The sequence below is a fragment of the Pseudonocardia sp. TRM90224 genome, from assembly GCF_021245725.1.
In the GTDB taxonomy this organism is placed as follows: domain Bacteria; phylum Actinomycetota; class Actinomycetes; order Mycobacteriales; family Pseudonocardiaceae; genus Pseudonocardia.
In genome coordinates this window covers 72,641-96,078 of sequence record NZ_JAJGSX010000034.1, presented here as the reverse complement: position 1 = coordinate 96,078, position 23,438 = coordinate 72,641, and the positions used below count along the sequence as shown (strand labels likewise).

The following is a 23,438-nucleotide window of genomic DNA, read 5'->3' as shown; positions in this document are numbered from 1 at the left end:
GACTGGTCCAGGGCCATCGCGTGGCACCTCTCTACGAGTTCCTTGGCGGGATCACGCAGAGACTCACGCGATGGCTTTTCCCATGCGCTGCGACGCGCGGGACGACCGGGACTTACACCACCAGCGGGGACGTCACCTGCCGGAGATGTCGACTCGCCGTGCTGAAGGTGTCGACTCGCCGTGCCAGAAGTGTCGACTCGCCCGCCGAAGCGTGGGACTCGCGCGCTGGAAGGTGGGACTCGCCCGCCGAGTCGTGGGACCCGCGCGTCGAGGCGTGGGGCTTGCGTTCACAACGGCCCGAGGACGGTGGTGGGGTCCGCGGGTAGGTCCAGGGTCTCCAGGATCTTGAGCAGCGCGCGTTCCTCGTAGCGGAAGTGGCTTTCCATGATCGCGGCGATGCCCTCGAGGTGCTGGTCCAGCTCTTCGGCGGTGCTGCCGCGGTCGGCTGCGGCGCGTAGTGCGCCGAGCAGGTGGGCGATCATCGAGTGGTCCTGTTCGAGTGCGCGCAGCGTCGGGCGCAGCTCGGGGTGGGCCGCCGCGATCGCGGGGAAGAGGGTGCTGTCTTCGCCCTTATGGTGCCCGTCCAGGGCGGTGCAGAAGCCGTGGCAGAACACCAGCATGTCCAGCGCACCGGCGGCCACTTCTTCATGGGTGACGGTCAGCGCCTGCCGCAGGCGGGCGTGCACCTGGCGGATCTCGTTGCTCCAGACGATCAGTCTGGCGGTCTCGCCCTCAGTCACGTGAGGGCGAAGGGGACGACGTCACGTCGTGCTCCTTCGGTCCGGCGCCTCCATGCCTGACACGGTCTGCCACCGGCACGCGACGCTGCCACGGACGATAGCTGATCAGAGGTCGGCGCCCGTGAGTGCGCCCTCCGCCGTGGCCGCGTCGAAGCCGCGTGGCGCGAGCGCGTCGCCGGCCAGTCGCACGTCCAGTCCGGGAGCGGTCGCGCGCAGCTCGGCGTGCAGCACGTTCTCGGCGCGCCGGTGCCCGGCGGCCACGACGATCCCCGGTGCGCTGATCGATCGCACCGCGCCGGTGAGCACGTGCTCGAGCTCGACGTCGGGACCCGGGCCGGGCAGGAAGCGCAGGTCCGGCAGCACGGTCGGCGCCGCGAACGCGAGCCGTTCGTGCACGAACCGGATCTGCGTCGCGTCCACGTCGCCCGCGAGCATCGGCAGCGGGGTCGCGATCGTGACCGCCCAGCCCCGCCCGGCGAGCGCGGCGGCCGCGATCGGCGCGACGAACCCGCCGTCGTCGTCGATCAGCACCGCCACCCCGGAGCCCGTCGGACGCGGCACCTCCGCGATCACCGTGTCGGCGTCGACCACCCCGCCGGGCAGCTCCCGCAGCCGCGACCCGGTCGCGACGACCACGGCGTCCGGGTCGAGCGCGAGCACGTCACCGGCCCCGGCCGCGACCCCGCACTCGATGCGCACGCCGAGCTCCGCCAGCTCGGCGGCGAGGTGGTCCAGGTACTGCTGCCACGCCGGCCGCCACCCATGGGTCGCGTTGAGCCACGCCCGGCCACCGAGGTGCTCGGCCCGCTCCAGCAGCACGACGTCGTGCCCGCGCAGCGCCGCGGTGCGCGCGGCCTCCAGCCCGGCCACCCCACCCCCGACGACCACCACCCTGCGACGGGTCGCGGCCCGCACGATCCGGTCCAGCTGCGGGTCGCGGATGGCCGGGTTGACCGAACACACGATCGGGAGGTGCTGGTAGAGCCGGCCGATGCAGCCCTGGTTGATCCCGATGCACGGCCGGACCCGGCCTCCGGCGGCGAGCTTCGTCGGCAGGTCCGGGTCGGCGATCAACGCCCGGGTCATGATCACGAGATCGGCCTGGCCGGCCGCGAGCGCGCCCTCCGCCGCGGCTCCTGAGTTGACCCGCCCGGCCAGCATCACGGGCACGTTCACCGCGCCGCGCACGCGGGCTGCTGCGGCGCCCGCGGTCACCGGCTCGACGAACTCCGAGCCCATCGCGACGGAGAGCGCCGGCTTCGTCATCGCGTCGCCACCGGTGACGGAGAGCAGGTCGATGTCGCCGGTCGCGGCCATCGCCGTCGCGATGGCGAGCAGCTGGTCGGGGGCGGTGCCGATCCGCCGCCCGCCGCTGCGCGGGTCGAGGCTCATCCGGAAGCCGACGAGGAAGTCGTCCGGGACGGCGGCGCGCACCGCGGCGACGACCTCCTTCCCGAAGCGCATCCGGTTCTCCAGTGAGCCGCCGTACTCGTCGGTCCGGGTGTTGATCGCCGGATCCCAGAACTGCTCGATGAGGTGCGCGAACGACGTGACCTCCGCGCCGTCCCACCCGCACCGGTGCAGCCGCCGCGCCACCTCGGCGAACTTCTCGGCCAGCGCGTGCAGCTCAGGGACGGTCAGCGGGAGCGCCACCTCGCGGTGCTCCGGCTCGGGGATGTCGGACACCCCGCGCACCGGCGTGAGCGCAACCCGCGACGAGCCGCGGTGCCCCATGTGCGTCATCTGCGACATCACGAGCCCGCCGTGGGCGTGGACGCCGTCGGCGAGCCTGCGCAGCTGCGGCTCGTTGGCCGGATTCCATAGGGCGATCGCCCCGTACGACGCAGCGGTAGCCGGATCGACGCTCGCCGACCCGAACGTCATCACCAGGCCGACCCCGCCGGCGGCCTTCCGGACGTGGTACTCCACCTCCTTGTCGGAGATCAGCCCGCCCGCGTGCTCCCATCCGGTGGCGTGCGGCGAGGAGACGATCCGGTTGCGGATCTGCTTGCCGCGCACCGTCAGCGGGGCGAGCAGGCGCTGGTAGGGAGAGCCGGTCACGCCCGTCATCCTGCCCCCGATCGTTGCCTGGCGGCGGACGCAGCGCGTCGGCGATGCTGGCCGCGTGCTGATACTCGACGGCGACACCGTGCACGAGCTGCTGCCGTACCCCGCTCTCGTCGCGGCTTTGCGCGACGCGCACCGCGCCGCCTCGCCGGAGTTCGCGGCCGTCGTCGCGGCCGATCCCACTGGCGGGCCGAACACGTTCCTCGCGCTCACCGCGTGGGCGCCGCACGACGTGATCGCGGCGAAGCTGGTGAGCGTCTTCCCCGGCTCACCGGTGTCGGTGCAGGGGCTGGTCGTGCTGTTCGACGGCGTGGACGGCTCTGTGCGCCTGGTCGCCGACGGCGCCGCGATGACGTTCCGCAAGACGGCGGCCGACTCGGCGCTCGGGGTGTCGCTGCTGGCCCGCGACGACGCGGAGGTCCTGCTCGTGGTCGGGGCCGGCGGGCTCGCGCCGCACGTCATCGCCGCGCACACGAGCGTGCGGCCCTCGTTGAACACCGTGCTGGTCTGGAACCGCACGGCGGAGCGGGCGGCCGCGGTGGCCGCCGCGGTGCCCGGCGCGCAGGCCGTCACCGACCTGGACGCCGCGGTCGCGGCGGCCGACGTGATCAGCTGCGTGACGATGGCGACCGAACCGCTCGTCCGCGGTGAGCTGCTCCGCCCCGGCACGCACCTCGACCTCATCGGCAGCTTCACGCCCGAGATGCGCGAGTGCGACGACGTGGCCCTGCGCCGCGGCACGCTGTTCGTCGACACGCGGACCGGGTTGGAGCGCTCGGGCGAGATCCACCATGCGCAGGCGTCCGGGCCGCTGGAGATCCGCGGCGACCTCTTCGAGCTGTGTCGCGGCACCGTCGCCGGGCGAACCGCGCGCGCGGAGATCACGGTGTTCAAGAACGTCGGTGGCGCCCACCTCGACCTGTTCACGGCCCGCCACCTCCTGTGCTGCGCAGAATTGCACAGAAAATCCGGTCCAGGAACTCGATAAAATGGTAAGCTGTCGTATCGAAATGTTTCGAACCTGGAGGCAAGTCATGATCGCTGCGTGGGTCGGACGGTTCGCCGACAGGCTGCTGAGCGCGCTCGTCCCTGGGGTCGGGGCGTGGGCCGCATGGTGCCCCGGCAACGCGGAGCCCAGGTTCTGCGGCTGCTACGGCAGCCGGGCGTCGTACCAACCCTGCAGCGTCCACGAGGGAAGGGTCACCTGCGACAAGGAGTGCAGCTGCATCACCGTGTGCTGAGACCGGCGGAGCCCGCCATTTGCCGCCGCAGCCAAATGACCGTACATTACGTCAGGTGTCCACGATCCGGGAGAGGTCTGCGCTACGCCCTCCCGGTTGCGCTGAGCGCGGCATAACCCACCGTCGCGACCAGCACGGTCGACAGCGCGCCGAGCACGAGCCCGCGGTGGCCGGTGCGCAGCAGGCGCCCCAGTGGCACACCCGCACCCAGCCCGAACAGCGCGGCCGCGAACAACAGCGTCGTGAGCAGCTGGGCCGCCGACAGCACCGCGGTCGGCACGATCCCGGTGCTGCGCACGAGCATCATTGCGAGGAAGCCGAGGACGAACAGCGGCACGAGAGGCGGGTTCGCGCCGCTGTCCGCCGTGCCGTCCCGACGGCGTTCGACGATGCTCACCACGGCAACCATCGGCGCGAGCAGCACCACCCGCGTCAGCTTCACGACCACCGCGATGCCGACGGCGACCGCCCCGGCCGGCGAGGCCGCGGCCACCACCTGGGCGACCTCGTGCACGCTCAGCCCGGCCCATACGCCCAGCTGACCGGGGGAGAGACCGAGGCCGCTGCCGATCGCGGGCACCAGCAGGATCGCCGCGCTGCCGTAGAGCGTCACGAGCGTGACGCCGGTGGCGACGTCCTCCCGCTCGTTGCGGGTGACGCTGTCCATCGCCGCGATCGCCGACGCACCGCAGATGGAGAAGCCGGTCGCGACCATGAGGGTGAGCCCTCGCGACAACCCGAGCGCCCGACCCAGCACGAGCGTTCCGGTGAACGCGACCAGCACCGTCACGACGACGGCGAGAACGGTGCCCACCCCGAGGCCGGCCACCTGCCCGAGCCCGAGCTGCAGGCCCAGCACCACCACACCCAGGCGGAGGCACTTCCGCGTGGCCCAGGCCAGGCCGGCGCGCGTCGACGCCGGGAGGAACTGGCCGGCGAGCACACCCAGCAGCACGGCCAAGGTCAGAGTGCTGACGGCGGGCAGCGCCGAGCCGGCGACGAACGCGACCGCGGTGCCGACCAACGCCGTCAGCAACCCCGGGAGCAGGCCCGGGAGTGCGAGCCGCGGCCCGCGGTCGGTGATGGTCATGCAGACCACGGTGCGCCCGGACGGCAGCCGCTGGTAGCCGTCGATCCGACCTCACGTCATTCCCTACGGGAATGGTCGGCATGAGCTGGCTGCCCGATCCGGAAACGCTGCGCCTGCTCGTGCTCGTCGGCGAGCGGGGGAGCCTGACGGCGGCGGCGGGCGAGCTGGGGCTGACCCAACCCGCGGCGAGCAAGCGCATCAGCCAGCTGGAGCGCCGGCTGGGTGTCCGGCTGCTGGTGCGCAGCCGCCAGGGTTCGGTGATGACCGAGGCGGGCGAGGTCGTCGCGGGCCTGGCGCGCACGGTGCTCGACGACCTCGACGCGCTGGTGGCCGGCGCGGCCGAGCTGCGGCAGCGGCCGTCCGCACGGCTCGCCGTCGCGGCCAGCCTCACGGTGGCCGAGCACCTCCTGCCCGCCTGGCTCGGTGAGCTGCGGGCCGCCGCGCCGGATCTCCGCGTCGGGCTGGAGGTCACGAACTCGACGCGGGTGTGCGCGCTCGTCCGCGACGCGATCGTCGACCTCGGGTTCGTCGAGTCGCCCGGCAACGTCGTCGGGCTCCATGCCAGGGCCGTGGCGTGCGATCGACTCGTGCTCGTCGTCGCGCCCACGCATCCCTGGGGGCGGCGCCGGCGCCCGGTCACCGTGGCCGAGCTGGCCCGCACACCGCTGATCGCCCGGGAGGCCGGCTCGGGCACCCGCGACACCGCCGAGCGGGCGTTCGCCGCGGCCGGCGCGGAGCGGGTCGCGCCCCTGCTGGAGCTCGGGTCGAGCGCCGCCGTCCGCAGCGCCGTGCTCAGCGGTGCCGGGCCGGCGCTGCTGAGCGAGCTCGTCGTCGCCCCGGACATCACGACGGGCGCGTTGATCGAGGTGCCCGTGGACGGGCTCGACCTGAACCGGACGCTCCGCGCGGTGTGGCGGACCGGCTTCCGTCCGACCGGGTACGTGGCGGCCCTGATCGAACTCGCGACCCGCGGTTGACGTCGACAACGACGTTCTGGCGGTTTGTTAGCGCTAACAACAGCCAGAACGTCGTTGTCGACGGTGGCCGCTAACCGGGCAGCTCGATCCGGTAGTCGAAGGCGCCGCCGGCGGGCGCGACGATCTCGACGTTGTCGGTCATCACCCGGTGCAGGCGCAGCGACTCGACGGTCGGGCCGTTCTGGCATCCGTGCGTCGCCCCGGAGAACTCGCACCCTGCACCGAGCACGACCCGCACCGACACCTTGTCGTCGTTGGTGACGCTGGCGCTCCTGCCGTCGGGTTCGACGGCCGCGGCCTGCCGGGTCCCGTCGAGCGCCGCGGCATGCAGGTCGACGCAGAACTCGTTGTCGACGGTGTGGCCGGGCCGGGTGTCGCGGTAGTCGACGTGCACCGTCCGGCCCTCCAGCCGGATGGTCTTCTGGAACGTCCCGAACGCGTCGTTGTCGTGCAGGACGTGGCCGGGCTCGGCGCCCAGCTTCGCCACCCGGTCCTCGACGAGCCGGGCGGTGAGGTCGTCCAGCGTGACGGGGGCGTCGACGGCGGCCATGGTCGTCGGCCCGTACCGCAGGGTGACCGAAGGATCGGTGCTGGTGTCGTCGGTGACCTCGTAGGCGTTGAAGTTGTCCGGGAAGTACCAGTCGAAGAACGTATTCAGCGCGGGGCTCTGGCCGAGCAGGCCGAGTGCCGGGCCGGAGTCGCCGGCGACGTAGGCGTGGTTCGGGGTGTGCACGGTGTTCTGCAGGACGATGCCGTCGCACTCGATCCCGGTCGGGGTGCCCCAGTCGAGGTCGATGAACTGGTAGGCCTTCAGCGTCCCGGAGAGCGACACCGGCCGGCCGTCGACCATCGTGAACAGGTGGGTGATCCGGCCGCCGTTGCGGTCGATCACGACGAGCGCCTCCCGGTTGTAGAGCACGACGTTGGGCAGCGGGTCGTGGTCCCACTGCAGGTCGCGGCGCGCCCCGCTCCAGGCGGGCGGCTGGCCCGCGTCGAGCTGCGCCTCGGCCGCTCGCACCTCGTCGATCACGGGGCCACTGTCGCGGTAGGCCTCGGCGGTCGCCTGGCCGGCGGCCCAGTCCGCCCACCGGGCGGCGTGGAGGTAGACGTGGGTGTTGCGCAGCTGGATCGACTCCGCGGTGACGAAGTCCTCCGGGTCCTCGTTGTGCGGCTCGGTCTCGCTGCGCGACCGCTTGGACCACTGCGACTCGTGGAGGTTCATGACGTAGTACAGGTGCGCCAGCTCGGCCAGCTCGTTGCTGGACGTGTTGTGCTCCAGCGCCAGCTGCGCCCGGTCGGAGATCGCGCCGAGGGTCTCCCCGAGCCAGTCCGCGCGCACCGCGGCCCACGCGGCCCACCACGTGTCGAACACGAGGTTGTTGTCGTGCTTCGGGTCGGCGTCGATGGTCAGCTCCCACCTCTCCTCGATGTACGGGTCGCTGGCCCGGATCAGGTCGAGCTCGCCTGCGGGTTCCTCGCCCTCGAGCGACGTGGTGGTGACGACCTGCACCCACGGGTGCGCCTTGATCCACGAGAGGGCGGCCTGGTAGCGCTTGTTCATGGGCGTCGAGGTGGAGTTGTAGGAGCCGTCGAACCAGCCGTTGCCGCTGGCCTTGTCGGCGTCGTCGCTGTAGATGAGCAGGTTGTCGCGGCGCAGCACCGGCTGGGTCGCGAGCTCGATGAACTTGCGCCGCAGGTCGCGGGAGACCTTCCCGCGCTCGGCCTCGGCGTCGGGAGCGCCGAGCAGGCCGTCCTTCATCTCCCGGTCGATGAACAGCACCTTCAGCCGGGTCTCGCGGTCGCGCCAGAGGTACTGCCAGTTCATCCAGCGGCCGTCCGGCGCCACCGCGCCCATCGCCGGCACCGGGTGCTGCACGACGGTGCTGGTGTCCTGGGTGCCGTCCTCGTGCCGGCCGGCGTCGACCACCACGTACTCCATGCCCGTCTCCAGCAGCGCCTCGGTGACGTTCGGCGTGTTCACGTAGATCCGGGAGTCCGGGTAGTAGACGGGCGCCGGCTCGGCGACCATCGACTTCCAGGCCCGGTGGCCGAACTCGATGGACTTGATGTTGGTCTGCTTGGAGTAGTAGGGCACGCGGTGCGCGCCGAAGCCGGTGTGCACGGGCACCAGCAGGCCGTTCGCGACGTCCTCGCGCATCTGCGCGAGATCGTCCGGGCAGTCGTGGGCCAGCAGGTCGAGCAGGCCGCCGTTCGCCGCCCACATCTGCGGGATGCCGTAGCGCCGGTGCGCGTCGAGGGTGAACGCGTAGCCGTCGCCGATGCCGTTCTCCCTGCTCCCCGGCCGGCTGCTGAACGTCGCCCGCTCGTCCCGCATCGTCACCTGCGCGTACGTTCGCGGCGGCTCGTACTCCGTGCTGGGCCTGGCGAAGTAGTCGTTGAGGCCCTGGATGGCGAAGTTGATGAACATGACGCGGGCGCGCCCCGCCGCCGGATCGGCCGTGAGGTCGACGATCTGCTCGGTGCCCGCGTTCCACGTGAGCGCGACCTGCGGTGGAGCACCGTCGCGGGGAACGCTGAACGTCACCGAGTCGGCGGCCATGTCCACGAGCGGCAGCTCGGTGAGATCCGGCGAGCGCAGGGCGTAGGACCGGTCCCCGAGCTGCGCGGTGAGGGCGACCCGCTCGTGGTGGTCCCCCTCCTCGGGGCGCAGCCCGACGACGTCGATGCGCACGTGGTCGAAGCGGTCGTCCCGCTGGTGGAAGAGCACCCACGCGTTGGAAGCGTCGTCGGGCGCCGAGATGTGGGTGCGCCGGATGTCGGCCTCGGTGAACTCGGGACGCACGGCGTGCAGGGAGTACTCCGGTGAGCCGATCTCGACCTCGACGCCGTCCGGGCCGCGCAGCGTCGCCTCCAGGAAGTAGCTGACGCGGGCGCCGGCCGGCACACCCGGGATCTGCCCCTCCAGGTACTCGACGCCGTGGCCCATCCGGTCGGCCATCTCCACGTACGGGGGGAGCGCGGTGAAGTCGAACATCCCGACCTGCTCCTGGCGCTTGCGCAGCCCCTCGACGTACTCGGGGCGGATGCGCCGCGTGCGCGTGCGGGCCGACCAGGATCGTCCGTCGACGGTGGCGACGAGCTGCCCGGACAGGAGCGTGGACGTGCCGGTCTCGATCCGGAACGGCGCCCGGACCGTCGTCTCGACGGGGGTTCGCCCCGGTGTCACGCGGGGAAACGTGTCGAACGTGAAGTGCACCAGGCGGGGGTCCCCGGCCATATTGTTCTCCTCGGATCGAGTCATCCATGGGGAGGAGGGCACTTCGGCGTGGGTTGATACCGGAGCCGTCCGGTGCGTCCGAACGGCTCGTGGAATAGGCCGATCGAGCTAACCCACCTGCAGTTCGGCTCTGGACCGTAGCCGAGCCGGTATCGCTTGCCACCTCATCGACGAGCATTCAAGCAGCAGACGTTGAGCGTTTGACGGAACGACCGTCGTGAGCCGAGAGGGGCCCTGATGCCGAGCGACCCCGCCCGCGTGGTCGTGCGCGTGCTGGGCACCTTCGAGGCTGCCGTGGACGGTCGGGTGGTCGCGCTCGGAGGTCCGCGGCAGCGTGCCGTGCTGGCCCGGGTGTTGCTCGGCGGCGCCACGATGGTGACGGCCGACCAGATCGTGACCGACGTCTGGGGCGTCGACGCGCAGCGGTCGACGACGCCCGGCACCGTCCACGCCTACGTGTCGCGGCTGCGGCGCCTGCTGGGCGAGGACGCGCTGCCCCGTCGTGGCGGCGGCTACGTGCTCGACCGCGCCGTCGTGGACGTCGACGCCGAGCTGTTCGCCGCCGATGTGCTCGACGGGAAGCGCGCGCTCGCCCGGAGCGAGGACGCGCGAGCGATGGTCGCGGTCGACGACGCGCTGGGCAGGTGGCGGGGTCCGCGCGCGTTCGGGGACCTGGCCGGCACGCCGTTCCTGGCGCTGGAGGGCGGCCGGCTCGAAGAGCTGCGGGTGGCGGCGGCCGAGATGTACGCGGACGCGGGCCACCGGCAAGGCCGCTCCGGCGAGGGGATCGACCTGCTGGAGGAGCTCGCCGCCAACGACCCGTTGCGGGAGTCGGTGGCGGTCCGCCTCGTGCGGTCGTTGCATGCGGCGGATCGGCAGGCGGACGCGCTCGCCGCGTTCGACCGGTGCCGGCGGGCGCTGGCCGACCAGCTCGGGGTGGATCCCGGCAAGGCGCTCCAGGACGCCTACGCCGCGGTGCTGGCGCGCGGGGAACCCGAGCGGGTGGTCGTGCGGGGGACGGCAGGGCCGACCAACATCCCGCCGCGCAACCGCGCGTTCGTGGGCCGGTCGGAGCTGCTCGACCGGCTCTGCAGCACGCTGGACGACGACGACCGCCGGCCACGAGCCGTCGCGCTGACCGGGCTGGCCGGCACCGGCAAGACCGAGACGGCGCTGGAGCTCGTCTACCGCAGGCGCCGCGAGGGCCGGGTGTCCTGGTGGATCGCGGGGGAGGACCCGACCGGGGTGGCCGCGGGGCTCGCGGATCTGGCGTCGGCGCTCGGCCTGGCCCACCGCAAGCGCGAGCAGGACACGTGGGTGGACCTGTGGAACGTGCTCGACCGGATGCCCGGATGGGTCATCGTCTTCGACAACGTCGACGAGCCGGCCGGGCTCGCGCCGTTCCTGCCCACCGCGGTGCACGGCGACGTCGTGATCACCTCCCGCAACCCGGCGTGGCGGCGCCTGGCGCGGCCCGTGCTGGTGCCCGCGCTGGACCGGCCCGAGGCGACGACCTACGTCATCGCCCGCAGCGGCGACCAGGACGAGGAGAGCGCCGACGCGCTGGCCGAGCTGCTGGGCGACCTGCCGCTCGCGCTCGAACAGGCCTGTGCCTACATCGAGCAGACCGGCATGGCTGTGGCCGACTACGTCCGGCTGTTCCACCGGCACCGGGCGACGCTGCTGGGCCACGGCGTCGCCGACCGTCCGACGGTCGCGACGACCTGGGGCCTCGCGTTCGACCGGCTGCGGGCGCGCTCGCCGCTCGCCGCGACCGTCCTGGAGACGATGTCGTTCCTCTCGGCCGACGCCGTCCCGGTGCAGCTGCTCGCGGGGCTGGCCGCCGACGAGCTCGCGCTGCACGAGGCGATCGGGGCGCTGCTGCGGTTCTCCCTCGTCGACCGCCAGACCGACGTGCTGCGCGTGCACCGGCTGGTGCAGGACGTCGTGCGTTCCCGCCTGCCCGAGCCCGTCGCCCGCCACCGGCTGGCGGAGGCGAGCCGGCTGTGCGCCCAGCTGCGCACCCCCGCCGGGCTGGACGGCGCGCACGTCGTGCAGCTCGCGGTGCACAGCGAGGCGATGGGCAGCGTGCCGGGCGAGCTTGTGCCGATGCTGGCCACGACGGCCCACCACTACGCGGAGCGCGCGCTCTACCCGGCTGCCGAGCGGATCCTCCAACAGGCGCTGCGGCTCATCGACGTCCCGGACGCCGTGGCCGACCCGGTGGCGCGCGGCGCGCTGGTGTGCCAGCTCGGCGAGGTGCTGGACGCGTCGGGACGGCTGGCGGAGGCCCTCGAACTGCACCGCGACGCCGTGCACCTCCTGGAGTCGGCCGCGCGCACGGACGACGTCGTGCTGGCGCATGCGCACAACCGGCTCGGGCACGTCCTCAACTGCGCCGACCGGCCGGTCGAGGCGATCCGGGCGCACGAGCGGGCCATCGCGACGCTGCGGGCGGGCGGCCGCGACGACCTGCTGCCGGCGGTCCTCGTCGATCTCGGGTACACGCTCTGGGCGGCGGGGCGGCTCGGGGATGCCGAACGTGAGCTGCGGGCCGGCCGGGACATGCTGGAGCAGCGGGGTCGGCGGGGGAGCAGGCTGTGGGCGCACGCCACGGCGGGGCTCGGGATGGCCGCGCAGGACCGCGGCGACCTCGCCGAGGCGCTGACGTGCCACCGCCTCTCGATCGCCGCCTTCATCCGCGTCTCCGGCGCCGACCACCCCGACACCGCGCAGGCGTTCGACAAGCTCGGGTACACCCAGCGCCTGCTGGGCGAGACCGCCGCCGCCGTCGACGCGCACCTGCGGGCCGTCGGGCTGCTGGAGCGGGTGTTCGGGCCCGACGACGCGCGCGTTGCGATGGCGTTGACGAACCTGGGCCTGGCGTATGCCGACGCCGGGCGTGCCGAGGACGCGGTCGACGTCCAGTCGAGGGCCCACGCGACGTTCCTGGCGAAGCTGGGGCCCGAGCACGCGAGCACCCTGCTCGCCGCCGGGCGGTGGGCCGCGGCGATGTCGGCCGACGGGCAGTTCGCCTCGCCCTGACTCGCGACCCCGACGCCCGACCGGAGGGGGTCGCCGCTTGCAAGGTTGTTGCTAGCCGCCTCCGCGAGGTTTGTCCCTCGGTCCCATCGTGCCCGCGGGAGAGATCTTGTTCACCACCCTGATGGCCCCACGCTCGGCGTACTCGACGATGACCACCACGGAGCTGGTGCGGGCGGCACGTGATCACGACGGGCGGGCGTGGCGGGAACTTGTCGCCCGCTACCAACCGGTGGTGTCGGGGACCGTCGCCGCGCACCGGCTGGCCGAGGTCGACGCCGCCGACGCGATCCAGAACACGTGGCTGCGCGCCGTCGAGGCCCTGGGCTCGATCCGCGAGCCGGAGAAGATGGGCGGCTGGCTGCGGACCACGGCCGTGCACGAGTGCTTCGCGATCCTGCGCAGGATGAAGAAGGACAAGTCCTGCGAGGCGCTCATCGACGACATCGCGTCCGACGCGCCGGACCCGGAGGCCGTGCTCCTGCGCAACGAGGTCCGCGGGATCCTCGACGCCGCCGTCAACCGCCTGTCCGGCCGCGAGCGCGCCCTCATCCACACCCTCTTCTACAGCCCGGACCCGCGGTACGAGGAGATGTCACGCTCCATGGGGCTCCCGATCGGCAGCATCGGGCCGACCCGCCAACGTGCCCTGCGCCGGATGCGCAACGACCGGGAGCTGTGCACGTACCGCTTCTAATGACTCGTCAGGAGAAAGAAGTTGATCTCGTCGATCAGCGAGCCGCGAAGCGTGAGCACGGCCAGGTGGTTCGGCACGAGGGTGCCGCCCACGTCCTCGCAGTAGGCCATGACCGCGAGCTGACCGTTCGCGCGGATGGGGGTCACCCGCCACGTCATCCGGCCGCTGAGCGCCAGTTCTCCGAGGCCGGTTGCCACCGCGTCCCGGCCCCGGTACCACGTTGGGGTCGGCGGCATCGCGATCGTCGCGCTCTCGGTCAGCATCGCCGCGATCCCCTCGACGTCGTTGTGCTCCCACGCGCGGACGTAGCGGTCCACGATCGCTCGCAGCCCCTCGTCGCCCAGCGATCGCAGGGTCGCCTGCTGACTGAGTTCGGGGATGCGCTGCTCGACGGTCTGGTGGGCACGCTGCAGCATGCTGTACACCGACGCCGGGGTCGTCCCGAGCGCCGCGGCGACCTCCGCGCCGGAGAAGCCGAGCACGTCGCGCAAGATCAGCACCGCCCGTTGGCGGGCCGGTAGGTGCTGGAGCGCTGCGATGAACGCCAGCTCGATGCTCTCGCGCTGCTCGTACCGGGCTTCCGGACCGACCGGCCCGTCGTCGAGACCGAGCCGCTCGTCGGGATACGGCTCGATCCAGGTCGATTCGACGAGCGGCTCACCGAGCGGCCCGTGCGGATCGGAAGGCGGGCCGTAGCCGATCGGCAGTACACGTCCCGGTCGACGCTCGATCGCCCTCAGGCAGACGTTGGTCGCGATCGTGTAGAGCCAAGAACGCAACGAGCTCCGGCCTTGGAACGACGACAGGCTCCGCCACGCCCGCAACAGCGTCTCCTGCACCGCGTCCTCGGCATCGTGGACTGAACCGAGCATCCGGTAGCAGTGCGCGTGCAGCTGACGGCGGTGCGACTCGACGAGCTCCGCGTAGGCGCTCTCGGACCCCTCGACGGCGGCGTCACGCAGCTCCGACTCGGTCATCCCATTCCCTTCACGAGAGGCTGCTTCGGCTGCCAGAGCGCGATCTCGCCACCCACGCTCGACCGCAGCACGCTGCTCCATCCCGCCGGACCCTCCCGTGGCCGGCGCAGCACCGACGCGCCGAGCCGACGGGCCCGCTCGGTGATCACCTCGATCTCCTCGACCTCCACGTACGGAAGCCACGTCGGGTGCGCCGTCCCACACTCGACGACCCCGCCGTCGAGCGGACCGCCGATCGCGAGCGCGTGGTACGGACCCCGGGGAACGTCGATCCGCTCCGTGCGCCACTGCAGCAGCTCGTCGTAGAACGCGCTCGCTCCGCCGAGATCATGGGTGTGCAGCTCCAGGTGCACGAGCCGGTTCACGACCGACCCTACGCCGGGACCGCGACGATCGCCGCCAGCTGCCGCTCGGCGGTCTTGGGCGAGGCGTGGAACTGCTCACCGAAGGCCACGGCGAACGGGTCCGGGAAGATGTCCTCGGCACCCGCCTCGACGCCGTCGAGGACCTCGTTCGCGACCGCGTCGGGCGCGGTCTTCTCGAACTGGGGCGGGAGGTCCTTGGTCATGTCTGTGTCGACGGGCCCCGGGTAGACGCCGTGCACGGCGACACCCCGGCCCGCCAACAGCGCGCGCGAGGCCTGGGTCAGCGAGTGCTGCGCGGCCTTCGACGCGCTGTACGTGGGTTGCAGCGGCACGTTGCTCAGGCCGGCTGCCGAAACGACGTTGACGATGGCGCCGCCGCGGCGCACCAGCGTGTCCACGAAGCCCTGCAGCATCCGCAAAGGCCCGAAGTAGTTGACTTCCATCTCCCGCCGAGCCACGTCGAGGATCCCCTCGTCGGACAGCTCCGTCGGCTCGAACGCGCCCGCGTTGTTGACCAGCAGATCCACGTCCGTGGCCGCGCGTGCGGCCTCGGCGACCTGGTCGGCGTCGGTGACGTCCAGCCGCAACACGACCACGCGGGAGCCGTAGCGCTCCTGCAACTCCACAAGCGTCCTCGGGTCGCGCGCCGTGGCGTAGACCTTCCGCGCACCGCGCTCCAGCAGCGCTTCGGCGATCGCGCGGCCGATGCCCCTGTTGGCGCCGGTCACCAGCGCCACCGATCCTTCGATCCGAGTGGAACCCCGCATGTCTCGCTCCTCTGGTTGCGTCGTCGTAGGTAGAGATCCGGGGATGCGCCGGAATCCATCGGTCGACGGCGCCGCCAGCCGTCGACAACGACGCTTCGGCCGATATGAATCGTTTCAAGCGACCGGAACGTCGTTGTCGATGCCACCGGGCGCCGCGTGCCGGGGGTGTGGTCCAGTTGGTGGTGGACAACAGCGAGCCGTTGGCCATCGTCTTCGTGACGTTCGACGGCATGACGATGCTGGACGTGACCGGGCCCGCCGAGGTGTTCGCGGAGGCGAACCGGTTCGGCGGGCGCTACGCGTTGACCTACGTGTCGGGCTCGGGGCAGCCGGTGACGACGTCGGTAGGGCTCCGGTTGCCCGTCGATGGCGCACCGGATTCGTGCCCCGACCCGGACACGGTTGTCGTGGCGGGCGGGGAGTCGCTCGTCACGAGGCCGGTGCCGGCGGATCTCGTCGACACCGTCGGCATGCTGGCTGCGCGCAGCCGGCGGGTGGTCTCGATCTGCACGGGGGCGTTCGCGCTGGCCGCCGCGGGTCTGCTGGCCGCGCGCCGCGCCACCACCCACTGGCAGCACACCGATCGGCTGGCGCGCGGCTTCCCGGACGTCCGCGTCGAGCCCGACGCGATCTTCGTCGAGGACGGCCCGGTGTTCACCTCCGCGGGCGTCTCGGCGGGGATGGACCTCGCGCTCGCCCTCGTCGAGCGGGACCACGGGCCCGATCTCGCGCGGACCGTCGCCCGCCGTCTCGTGATGTTCATGCAGCGCCCGGGAGGGCAGTCGCAATTCTCCGCGCCGATGCGGACGCGGCTGCCGCGCACCCCGACCCTGCGCGCTGTGATCGACCTGATCTCGGCGCAACCGCAGCTCGACCACGGCGCGGCGGCGCTGGCGACGCTGGCGGGGGTGAGCCCGCGCCACCTCGCCCGGATGTTCGCCATCGAGCTCGGCACCACTCCGGCCAGGTTCGTGGAAGGGGTCCGGCTCGACCGCGCCCAGGCGCTGCTCGACGTCGGGCACGGTGTCGCCGAGACCGCGCGGTTGGTCGGCTTCGGGAGTGCCGAGACGCTGCGCCGGATCTTCGTCGCACGGCTCGGTGTTCCGCCGAGCCAGTACCGCGCCAGGTTCGCCGCTACCGCCCGAACCATGTCCACATCTGTGGGGTAGTGGTCAATCCGCGCACTCGGTCCGACCAGGGGTGCCGGCAAGACTGGATCCGCTCGAGTCGGTCCAGTCGAAGGAGCCGCTGTCATGCCCGAGACCATCGCCGGGGTCACGATCCCCGACACCGCCCTCGTCCGGGAGGCCACCGCGCTCGTCCGGGATGCCGCGGACGACACCTTGTTCGACCACTCCCGCCGCGTGTTCCTCTGGGGATCGCTCAAGGCCGCCGCTCGCGGGCTCGCGGTCGATCCCGAGCTGGCCTACGTGGGCGGCCTGTTCCACGATCTCGGGCTGACCGACGCCTACGCGACCAAGGTCCAGCGCTTCGAGATCGACGGTGCCGATGCGGCCCGGGACTTCCTGCGCGCGCACGGCCGCTCCGAGCTCGACGCCCAGAACGTGTGGCTGGGCATCGCCCTGCACACGACACCCGGCATCCCGGCACACCTCGCTCCTGAGGTCGCCGTCGTGACCCTGGGCGTCGAGACCGATGTGCTCGGCCTCGACCTCGACGAGATCACCGTCGATCAGCGCGCCGATGTGCTGCACCGGCACCCGCGGCCCGACTTCAAGAACCGCATCCTGCGGGCGTTCAACGATGGTATGGCCGACCGCCCCGACACGACGTTCGGCACGATGAACGACGATGTGCTGGCCCATTTCGACCCGACGTTCGTCCGCAGCGACTTCGTCGAGATCATCCGGAACAGCGCTTGGGCCGAATGACCTCAGGGGGATCCGATGAGGGACCCCGGGTCCGCGGAGCTGGGCGGTTCGGTGTCGGAGAAGATCACCTGGGGGATCGGCTCCGCGGAGTTGAGCGCCCAGAGCCCGACGACGTCCACGGCTCCGAAGACGACCGTCGCGAGGATCGCGACCGTCAGCCGGCGGCGCCGGTAGCGCCTCCGCCAGCCGGCGCTGATGGTGGCGTAGGGCCGGTCGGGCTGCACCTGCACGCCGTCCGCGAGCGCGCCGAGCGCCGCCCGCAGGTTCTCGTCGGTGACGGGGTTCATCGGTGATCCTCGAACTTCCGGGTCAGCGCCGCCATCCCACGGGAGATGTGGACCTTGACCGAGCCGACCGAAACGTCCATCGTCTTCGCGATCTCACGTTCTGAAAGATCAAGCCAATATCGGAGCACGAGCGCCTCCCGTTGCCGTGCCGGCAGGTGGCGCACGGCTTCCACGAGCGCTCGCTGATCATCCCGCAGAACGGCGAGCGATTCTCCTGATTGGACCGGCTCGATCGCCGGCTCGGCACGTCGGACGTGCCGGCGGGCGACCTGGATGTGCCGAATTCGCATTCGGGTGAGGTTGACCACGACCGAGCGCAGGAAGCCGACGGCCGCGTCCGGGTTCCGCAGTTGTCGCCAACGCCTGTACAGCTGGTAGAAGGCTTCGGCGACGATGTCTTCGGCATCGTCGGCGCCGAGCACCACGGCAAGTCGCACCATTGTGGCGTGGTGCGCCTTGAAGATCGTTTCGACACCTTCTTCGCGATCGTCGGGAGCGGTGTCCGCGGCGGTCGGCGCCCGTTCGGTCGCGCTGATCTCGTTCATTCGACCTCCGCCGGGTAACGGTGACGCGACGTGCGCGGAACACTCATTGCATTGAACGCGACGGTCAGCGCGGTGGCGACGACGAGGTTCAACGCGAGCGCGAGCAACCCGACCGAAACCGGCACCGGAATCGGCGAGAAATGGACGAGTGAGCTGAATCCGCCGGCCACTGCTAGCCAGGTTCCGCCGGCCATGCCGACGGCCCAGCCGGCCAGTAGTGCGCGGGGGTGCAGCCAGTTGGTGAACAGGCCGATGGCGACGGTCGGGAGGGTTTGCAGGATCCAGAGGCTGCCGAGCAGTTGCAGGTTGATCGCGACCTGGTCGCGCAGGCCGAACACGAATCCGAGTGCGGCGACCTTCGCCAGCAGCGATACCCAGCGGGCGACCCGTACCTCGCCCTTCGGGGTGGTGTGCGGGGCGAAGAACTCGACGTAGACGTTGCGGGTGAACAGCGCGGCGAAGGCCACCGACATCACCGCCGCCGGCACGAGCGCGCCCACCGCGATCGCGCCGAACACGATGCCGCTGGCGACGGCCGGCAGCAGGTCCGCCACCAGCAATGGCGCCGCGACCTCGGCATTTCCCGGAGGCGCTGCAACACCAGCCGCCAACGCCGCGATGCCCAGCAGGCCGAACAGTCCCAGCACCAGCGTCCACGCGGGAATGCCGATGACGGCCTTTCGCAATGTGTCGGGCCCCTTGGCGGCGAACGTGGCGGTGAGGACGTGCGGGTACATCGGCAGCGCCAATGCGGAGCCGACCGCGAGCGAGACGAAGGCGAGATGGTCGTCCGGCCGGATCAGCATGTCCACGTGCGGTGATTCGACGGCCCGCTCGGAGGCGGCGGCGAACATCGGGCCGAAGCCGTCGAACTCGTGCAGTATCGCGACCGTGATCCCGAGCGTCGCACCGAAGACCAGTGCGCCCTTGGCGACGGAGATCAGGGCCGGCACGCGCAGTCCGGTGTTGAACGTGGCCACTGCGAGGACGCCGAACACGGCCGACAGGGCGAGGTCGCCGGCGAGCCCGGCCGGGTAGAGTCCGACCGCCATGAGAACGGCGCGCACCCCGACGAGCTGCAATGCGATGTAGGGCATCGTCGCGAGTATCCCGGTGAGTGCCACCGCGAGCATCAGGCCGGGGGAGTTGTATCTGGCGCGCACGTGATCCGCGATCGTGACCGATCCCGTGCGCTTTGCCGCACTCCACAATCGAGGCAGCAGGACGAACAGGATCGGGGCGAGCATTCCGGTGTAGGCCAGCGAGAAGAAGCCGAGTGCGCCGATTCCGAAGGTACGGCCGGGAACGGCGATGAACGTGTACGCGGTGAATATGGAACCACCCAGCAGGAACCACGTGAGCACGGCCCCGTATCGGCAGTCGGCGAGTGCCCAGCCGGGCATGTCGGGCAGCCGGGAACGGCGGTGGAACCGGCGCGCCGCGAGCGCCAACAACGAGGTTCCGGCGAGCACCGCGACAAGCGTGAGCGCAGAGTCGAACTTCTCCACCGGCCCCCCTTGCCCGCGTGCAGAGTGATCTCCCGGAACCGGAGGGTAGGAGCACCGACCCGCTGCTGTCCATCGGCTGTCGGGGTCGAGAAGAAGTTCCGAACGGCTGTCAACCGATCCCGACCCTATTGCAACTAGTACGGCAACGAGCCGTGGCGAGGACGCCATCGGCGGCGAGGGGAGTGCGTGTTGACGAGGTTCGGGTTGCGGCCGGCGCAGGTGCTGATCTGGTCGGTGGTGGCGGTCGTCGGGGCTGTCGGATGGGCCGTGGTGGCCCTGTCCCGCGGCGAGAGCATCTCGGCGATCTGGCTGGTCGCGGCCGCGCTGGGCTCGTACGCGATCGCGTACCGCTTCTACGCGCGGTTCATCACCCGCAAGGTCCTGCAGGTCGACGACACCCGCGCGACCCCGGCCGAGCGGTTGAACAACGGCGCGGACTTCCAGCCGACCGACCGCAGGGTCCTGTTCGGACACCACTTCGCGGCGATCGCCGGCGCGGGACCGCTGGTCGGCCCGGTGCTGGCGGCCCAGATGGGGTACCTCCCCGGCACGATCTGGATCATCGCGGGCGTCATCTTCGCCGGTGCCGTGCAGGACATGGTCACGCTGTTCTTCTCGATGCGCCGCGACGGGAAGAGCCTGGGCCAGATGGCCCGCGACGAGATCGGCCCGGTCGGCGGGATCGCCGCGCTGGTCGCCGTGTTCGCGATCATGATCATCCTGCTGGCGGTGCTGGCGCTGGTGGTGGTCAACGCGCTGGCGGCCTCGCCCTGGGGGACGTTCTCGATCGCGATGACGATCCCGATCGCCCTGCTGATGGGCCTGTACATGCGGGTGATCCGGCCCGGCAAGGTGATCGAGGCCAGCGTGATCGGCGTCGCGCTGCTGCTGGTCGCGATCATCGGCGGCGGGTGGGTGCAGGACTCGAGCTGGGCCGCGGCGTTCACCCTCGACCCGCGCACGCTGGTGCTCTGCCTGGTGGTCTACGGGTTCGTCGCCTCGGTGCTGCCGGTGTGGATGCTGCTCGCCCCGCGCGACTACCTGTCGACGTTCATGAAGGTCGGCGTGATCGCGTTGCTGGCTGTCGGGGTGCTGGTGACGCAGCCGGTGCTCAACACGGAGGCGTTCACGCAGTTCGCGTTCTCCGGCACCGGGCCGGTGTTCTCCGGCTCGCTGTTCCCGTTCGTGTTCATCACCATCGCATGCGGCGCGCTGTCGGGCTTCCACGCGCTGATCGCCTCGGGCACGACGCCCAAGCTGATCGAGAAGGAGTCCCAGGTCCGGCTCATCGGGTACGGGGCGATGCTCACGGAGTCGTTCGTCGCGATCATGGCGTTGATCGCTGCGTGCGTGCTCGACCCGGGGCTGTACTTCGCGATGAACGCCCCCGCCGGGCTGCTCGGCACCACAGTGGAGACGGCGTCGGCCGCGGTGGGCAAGCTCGGGTTCACCATCACCCCCGACGCGCTCACCGCTGCGGCGGCGGCCGTGCAGGAGCACACGCTGGTGGCGCGGACCGGTGGCGCACCGACGCTGGCGGTCGGGATGTCGGAGATCTTCTCCGCGGTGTTCGGCGGGGCCGCGCTCAAGGCGTTCTGGTACCACTTCGCGATCATGTTCGAGGCGCTGTTCATCCTGACCACCGTCGACGCCGGCACGCGGGTCGGGCGGTACATGCTGCAGGACACGCTGGGCAACGTGCACAAGCCGTTCGCCGATGTCAGCTGGAAGCCCGGGCTGTGGATCACCAGCGCCGCGGTGGTCGGGGCGTGGGGCTACTTCCTCTACGCCGGGGTCACCGACCCGCTCGGCGGGATCAACCAGTTGTTCCCGCTGTTCGGCATCGCGAACCAGCTGCTCGCCGCGATCGCGCTCACCGTCTGCACCACCCTGCTGATCAAGGCCGGGAAGGTCCGCTACGCCTGGGTCACCGGCATCCCGCTGGCCTGGGACGTCGCCGTCACCCTCACCGCGAGCTACCAGAAGGTGTTCTCCACCGATCCCAAGCTCGGGTTCTTCGCGCAACGCGAACGTTATGCCGCGGCGCTCGACCGCGGTGAGCTGCTCGCCCCCGCGAAGAGCCTCGACGACATGCACGCGGTCATCGTCAACTCCACCGTGGACGGCATTCTCGCCGCTTTCTTCGCCATCCTCGTGATCGTTGTTCTCGGAAATGCCATCGTCGTCTGGCGGCGTGCCTTGAGCGCGCCGACGCTACCGCCGAGTTCGGAAGTTCCCGCAGTTCCGTCCGGAATCGGCGGTTCTGCTGAAAAGGTAGGGATATCGGGCGGGTCGTAGTTCGACGACCTTCCTCCACTGCCTTCTCTGGTCACTGTTCCGAGGTGTTCCAGGGCCGCAGGCAGGCCTGCCAGGAGCTGTATTTGGCATGCCTGACCTGCGGTGATGAGGTGGGTAGACGAAGAGTTGAACAGTGGGTGACTGCACGGTTGACAGCGGGTTGCGGCTCCGGCACTATCGAATGGGACGCAGCGATTGAATGCGTCGATCAACACGATTTCGGGGGGATTCGTGCGCGGTTCGTTGAGTGTGAACCAGCCGTTGGTTCGGGGCTTGGTGAACCGAATCCTGTTGGCTGGGAGCGGCGGTGCGAAACGCCCGCGGATCATGGAAGACCCGCTTGTCGCGTTTCCGGAATCGGCAGAGCTGGTCGAGCGGTTCGACGAGCTGCGCGAAGAGGTCGACCGCCTCATCGGCGTCCGCGACCTGACGCCCTACGGCGACATCGACCCGACCCGCGCCGCGCAGGTCTCGATCGGCTGGCGCCTGTACTACGCCTACATGCTCGGGGTGGCCAACGAGCGGGCGCATCGCGACCTGCCGCTCGTCATGGACTTCGTCGAGCGCACCCCTCGCGTGGTCAACGCGATGGTGGCGCAGCTGCCGCCCGGCGTCACGCTCGACGCCCACGAGGGCCCCTACGCGGGCATCCTGCGCTACCACCTGCCGTTGCGGGTGCCCACCGACAGCCCGCCCTACCTGCGGGTCGACCAGACCTTCCACACCTGGGCCGAGCGCCGGCCGATCCTCATCGACGACACGTTCGAGCACGAGGTCTACAACACCAGCACCGGCACCCGCACGATGTTGATCATCGACGTGCGCCGGCCGCTGAACCCCGTGCTCGACGGCCTCAACCGGCTCTGCCTGCGGCTCAAACAGCGCTGGTCGGCGCAGATGATCGCCGACGCGAACGGCGACATCTAGTGGATCGCCCGGTCGTGCTGGTGACCGGTGCGAGCCGAGGGATCGGCGCCGCGGTCGCGCGGCTCGCGTCGAGCGCCGGATACGCCGTGGCCGTCGGCTACCACTCCGACGACGCCGCCGCCGAGAAGCTGCTCGCCGAGCTGGCCGGACCCGGTGCCGCGTTCAAGGCCGACGTCGGCTCCGAGGCCGCGGTCGAGCGGATGTTCACCGAGATCGACAACCAGTTCGGCCGGCTCGACGCGCTGGTCAACAACGCCGGGTTGCTGGAGGGCGGCAGCCGGGTCGACCAGATCGACGAGCGCCGGTTGCGGCGGGTGCTCGACGCCAACGTGGTCGGTCCGTTCCTCTGCGCCCGGGAGGCCGTGCGGCGGATGTCCACCGCGCACGGCGGCAACGGCGGCGCGATCGTCAACGTGTCGTCGGCGGCGTCGCGGCTGGGCTCGGCGGGCGAGTACGTCGACTACGCGGCGAGCAAGGGCGCGCTCGACACGCTGACCATCGGGCTGTCGCTGGAGGTGGCCGGGGAGGGCATCCGGGTCAATGCGGTGCGGCCAGGCTTCATCAAGACCGACATCCACGCCCGCGGCGGTGATCCCGAGCGGCTCGCCCGCCTGACCCCCGCGATCCCGCTCGGCCGCCCCGGCGAGCCCGAGGAGGTCGCCGAAGCGGTCGTGTGGCTGCTCTCGGCCAAGGCGTCGTACGTGACCGGCTCGTTCATCGACATCGCAGGAGGGCGCTGAGTGAGCGGGGGGAACGCAGCGACGACCGAGAACACAGCGA

19 protein-coding genes are annotated in these 23,438 nt (G+C 71.2%); 9 read left to right on the top strand and 10 right to left on the bottom strand.

The window, feature by feature from the left end; translation table 11 throughout:
• Positions 1–287 precede the first annotated feature (287 nt).
• Together LL648_RS33230 and LL648_RS33225 are read right to left on the bottom strand one after the other, a co-directional pair.
• Positions 288–740 (bottom strand): hemerythrin domain-containing protein, encoded by a 453-nt coding sequence (locus LL648_RS33230; protein WP_232666763.1) that lies wholly within the window; start codon positions 738–740, stop codon positions 288–290.
• Positions 741–845: 105 nt separating this feature from the next.
• A complete protein-coding gene (locus LL648_RS33225) occupies positions 846–2,801 on the bottom strand; it encodes an FAD-dependent oxidoreductase (protein WP_232666762.1) in 1,956 nt (651 codons plus the stop codon).
• Between the two features lie 64 nt (positions 2,802–2,865).
• Here LL648_RS33225 and LL648_RS33220 point away from each other — a divergent pair, with 64 nt between their 5' ends.
• The gene (locus LL648_RS33220; RefSeq protein WP_232666761.1) at positions 2,866–3,795 is read left to right on the top strand and encodes a hypothetical protein; all 930 of its coding nucleotides are present in this window, start codon (positions 2,866–2,868) and stop codon (positions 3,793–3,795) included.
• A gap of 335 nt (positions 3,796–4,130) precedes the next feature.
• On the opposite strand, the gene LL648_RS33215 is transcribed toward LL648_RS33220, so the two are convergent.
• The gene (locus LL648_RS33215; protein WP_232666760.1) at positions 4,131–5,138 is read right to left on the bottom strand and encodes a YeiH family protein; all 1,008 of its coding nucleotides are present in this window, start codon (positions 5,136–5,138) and stop codon (positions 4,131–4,133) included.
• 80 nt (positions 5,139–5,218) lie between these two features.
• Between LL648_RS33215 and LL648_RS33210 the strand changes: the two genes are divergently transcribed.
• On the top strand, positions 5,219–6,115 hold the full coding sequence (locus LL648_RS33210; protein WP_232666769.1) for a LysR family transcriptional regulator: 897 nt from the start codon (positions 5,219–5,221) through the stop codon (positions 6,113–6,115).
• Positions 6,116–6,185: 70 nt separating this feature from the next.
• On the opposite strand, the gene LL648_RS33205 is transcribed toward LL648_RS33210, so the two are convergent.
• Complete coding sequence (locus LL648_RS33205; protein ID WP_232666759.1) at positions 6,186–9,353, bottom strand: hypothetical protein; 3,168 nt, start codon at positions 9,351–9,353, stop codon at positions 6,186–6,188.
• A gap of 237 nt (positions 9,354–9,590) precedes the next feature.
• Here LL648_RS33205 and LL648_RS33200 point away from each other — a divergent pair, with 237 nt between their 5' ends.
• On the top strand, positions 9,591–12,398 hold the full coding sequence (locus LL648_RS33200; protein WP_232666758.1) for a BTAD domain-containing putative transcriptional regulator: 2,808 nt from the start codon (positions 9,591–9,593) through the stop codon (positions 12,396–12,398).
• A gap of 106 nt (positions 12,399–12,504) precedes the next feature.
• Positions 12,505–13,092, top strand: a complete 588-nt coding sequence (locus LL648_RS33195; RefSeq protein ID WP_232666757.1) for an RNA polymerase sigma factor — start codon at positions 12,505–12,507, stop codon at positions 13,090–13,092.
• Here the strand turns inward: LL648_RS33195 and LL648_RS33190 are convergent.
• From LL648_RS33190 to LL648_RS33180, 3 genes are read right to left on the bottom strand one after another with little or no spacing between them, the layout of a single operon-like run.
• Positions 13,089–14,069, bottom strand: a complete 981-nt coding sequence (locus tag LL648_RS33190) for a sigma-70 family RNA polymerase sigma factor (RefSeq protein WP_232666756.1) — start codon at positions 14,067–14,069, stop codon at positions 13,089–13,091. The genes LL648_RS33195 and LL648_RS33190 overlap by 4 nt on opposite strands.
• Positions 14,066–14,434 carry a VOC family protein gene (locus LL648_RS33185; RefSeq protein ID WP_232666755.1) on the bottom strand — a complete coding sequence of 123 codons (369 nt, stop codon included), beginning with the start codon at positions 14,432–14,434 and terminating at the stop codon, positions 14,066–14,068. Before LL648_RS33185 ends, LL648_RS33190 begins: the two co-directional genes overlap by 4 nt.
• Before the next feature lie 8 nt (positions 14,435–14,442).
• The gene (locus LL648_RS33180) at positions 14,443–15,201 is read right to left on the bottom strand and encodes an SDR family oxidoreductase (RefSeq protein WP_232666754.1); all 759 of its coding nucleotides are present in this window, start codon (positions 15,199–15,201) and stop codon (positions 14,443–14,445) included.
• A gap of 179 nt (positions 15,202–15,380) precedes the next feature.
• Here LL648_RS33180 and LL648_RS33175 point away from each other — a divergent pair, with 179 nt between their 5' ends.
• Together LL648_RS33175 and LL648_RS33170 are read left to right on the top strand one after the other, a co-directional pair.
• Positions 15,381–16,370 carry a GlxA family transcriptional regulator gene (locus LL648_RS33175; protein WP_308190426.1) on the top strand — a complete coding sequence of 330 codons (990 nt, stop codon included), beginning with the start codon at positions 15,381–15,383 and terminating at the stop codon, positions 16,368–16,370.
• An 84-nt stretch (positions 16,371–16,454) separates the two neighbouring features.
• A complete protein-coding gene (locus LL648_RS33170; RefSeq protein WP_232666753.1) occupies positions 16,455–17,093 on the top strand; it encodes an HD domain-containing protein in 639 nt (212 codons plus the stop codon).
• Between the two features lie 2 nt (positions 17,094–17,095).
• Here the strand turns inward: LL648_RS33170 and LL648_RS33165 are convergent, their stop codons facing one another.
• Genes LL648_RS33165 through LL648_RS33155 form a run of 3 tightly spaced genes read right to left on the bottom strand, consistent with a single transcriptional unit; the run spans position 17,096 to position 19,601 of the window.
• Positions 17,096–17,380, bottom strand: a complete 285-nt coding sequence (locus LL648_RS33165) for a hypothetical protein (protein ID WP_232666752.1) — start codon at positions 17,378–17,380, stop codon at positions 17,096–17,098.
• Complete coding sequence (locus LL648_RS33160; RefSeq protein ID WP_232666751.1) at positions 17,377–17,925, bottom strand: sigma-70 family RNA polymerase sigma factor; 549 nt, start codon at positions 17,923–17,925, stop codon at positions 17,377–17,379. The genes LL648_RS33165 and LL648_RS33160 overlap by 4 nt, the downstream gene beginning before the upstream one ends.
• Positions 17,922–19,601 (bottom strand): sodium:solute symporter family protein, encoded by a 1,680-nt coding sequence (locus tag LL648_RS33155; protein ID WP_232666750.1) that lies wholly within the window; start codon positions 19,599–19,601, stop codon positions 17,922–17,924. Before LL648_RS33155 ends, LL648_RS33160 begins: the two co-directional genes overlap by 4 nt.
• 18 nt (positions 19,602–19,619) lie before the next feature.
• Here LL648_RS33155 and LL648_RS33150 point away from each other — a divergent pair, with 18 nt between their 5' ends.
• The 3 genes from LL648_RS33150 (at position 19,620) to LL648_RS33140 (ending at position 23,398) form a co-directional block, all read left to right on the top strand.
• Positions 19,620–21,731, top strand: coding sequence for a carbon starvation CstA family protein (locus tag LL648_RS33150; RefSeq protein ID WP_308190425.1), 2,112 nt, complete (start codon positions 19,620–19,622; stop codon positions 21,729–21,731).
• A gap of 327 nt (positions 21,732–22,058) precedes the next feature.
• A complete protein-coding gene (locus LL648_RS33145; RefSeq protein WP_232666749.1) occupies positions 22,059–22,658 on the top strand; it encodes an aspartyl/asparaginyl beta-hydroxylase domain-containing protein in 600 nt (199 codons plus the stop codon).
• Positions 22,658–23,398, top strand: coding sequence for an SDR family oxidoreductase (locus tag LL648_RS33140; RefSeq protein WP_232666748.1), 741 nt, complete (start codon positions 22,658–22,660; stop codon positions 23,396–23,398). The genes LL648_RS33145 and LL648_RS33140 overlap by 1 nt, the downstream gene beginning before the upstream one ends.
• Positions 23,399–23,438: the final 40 nt, after the last annotated feature.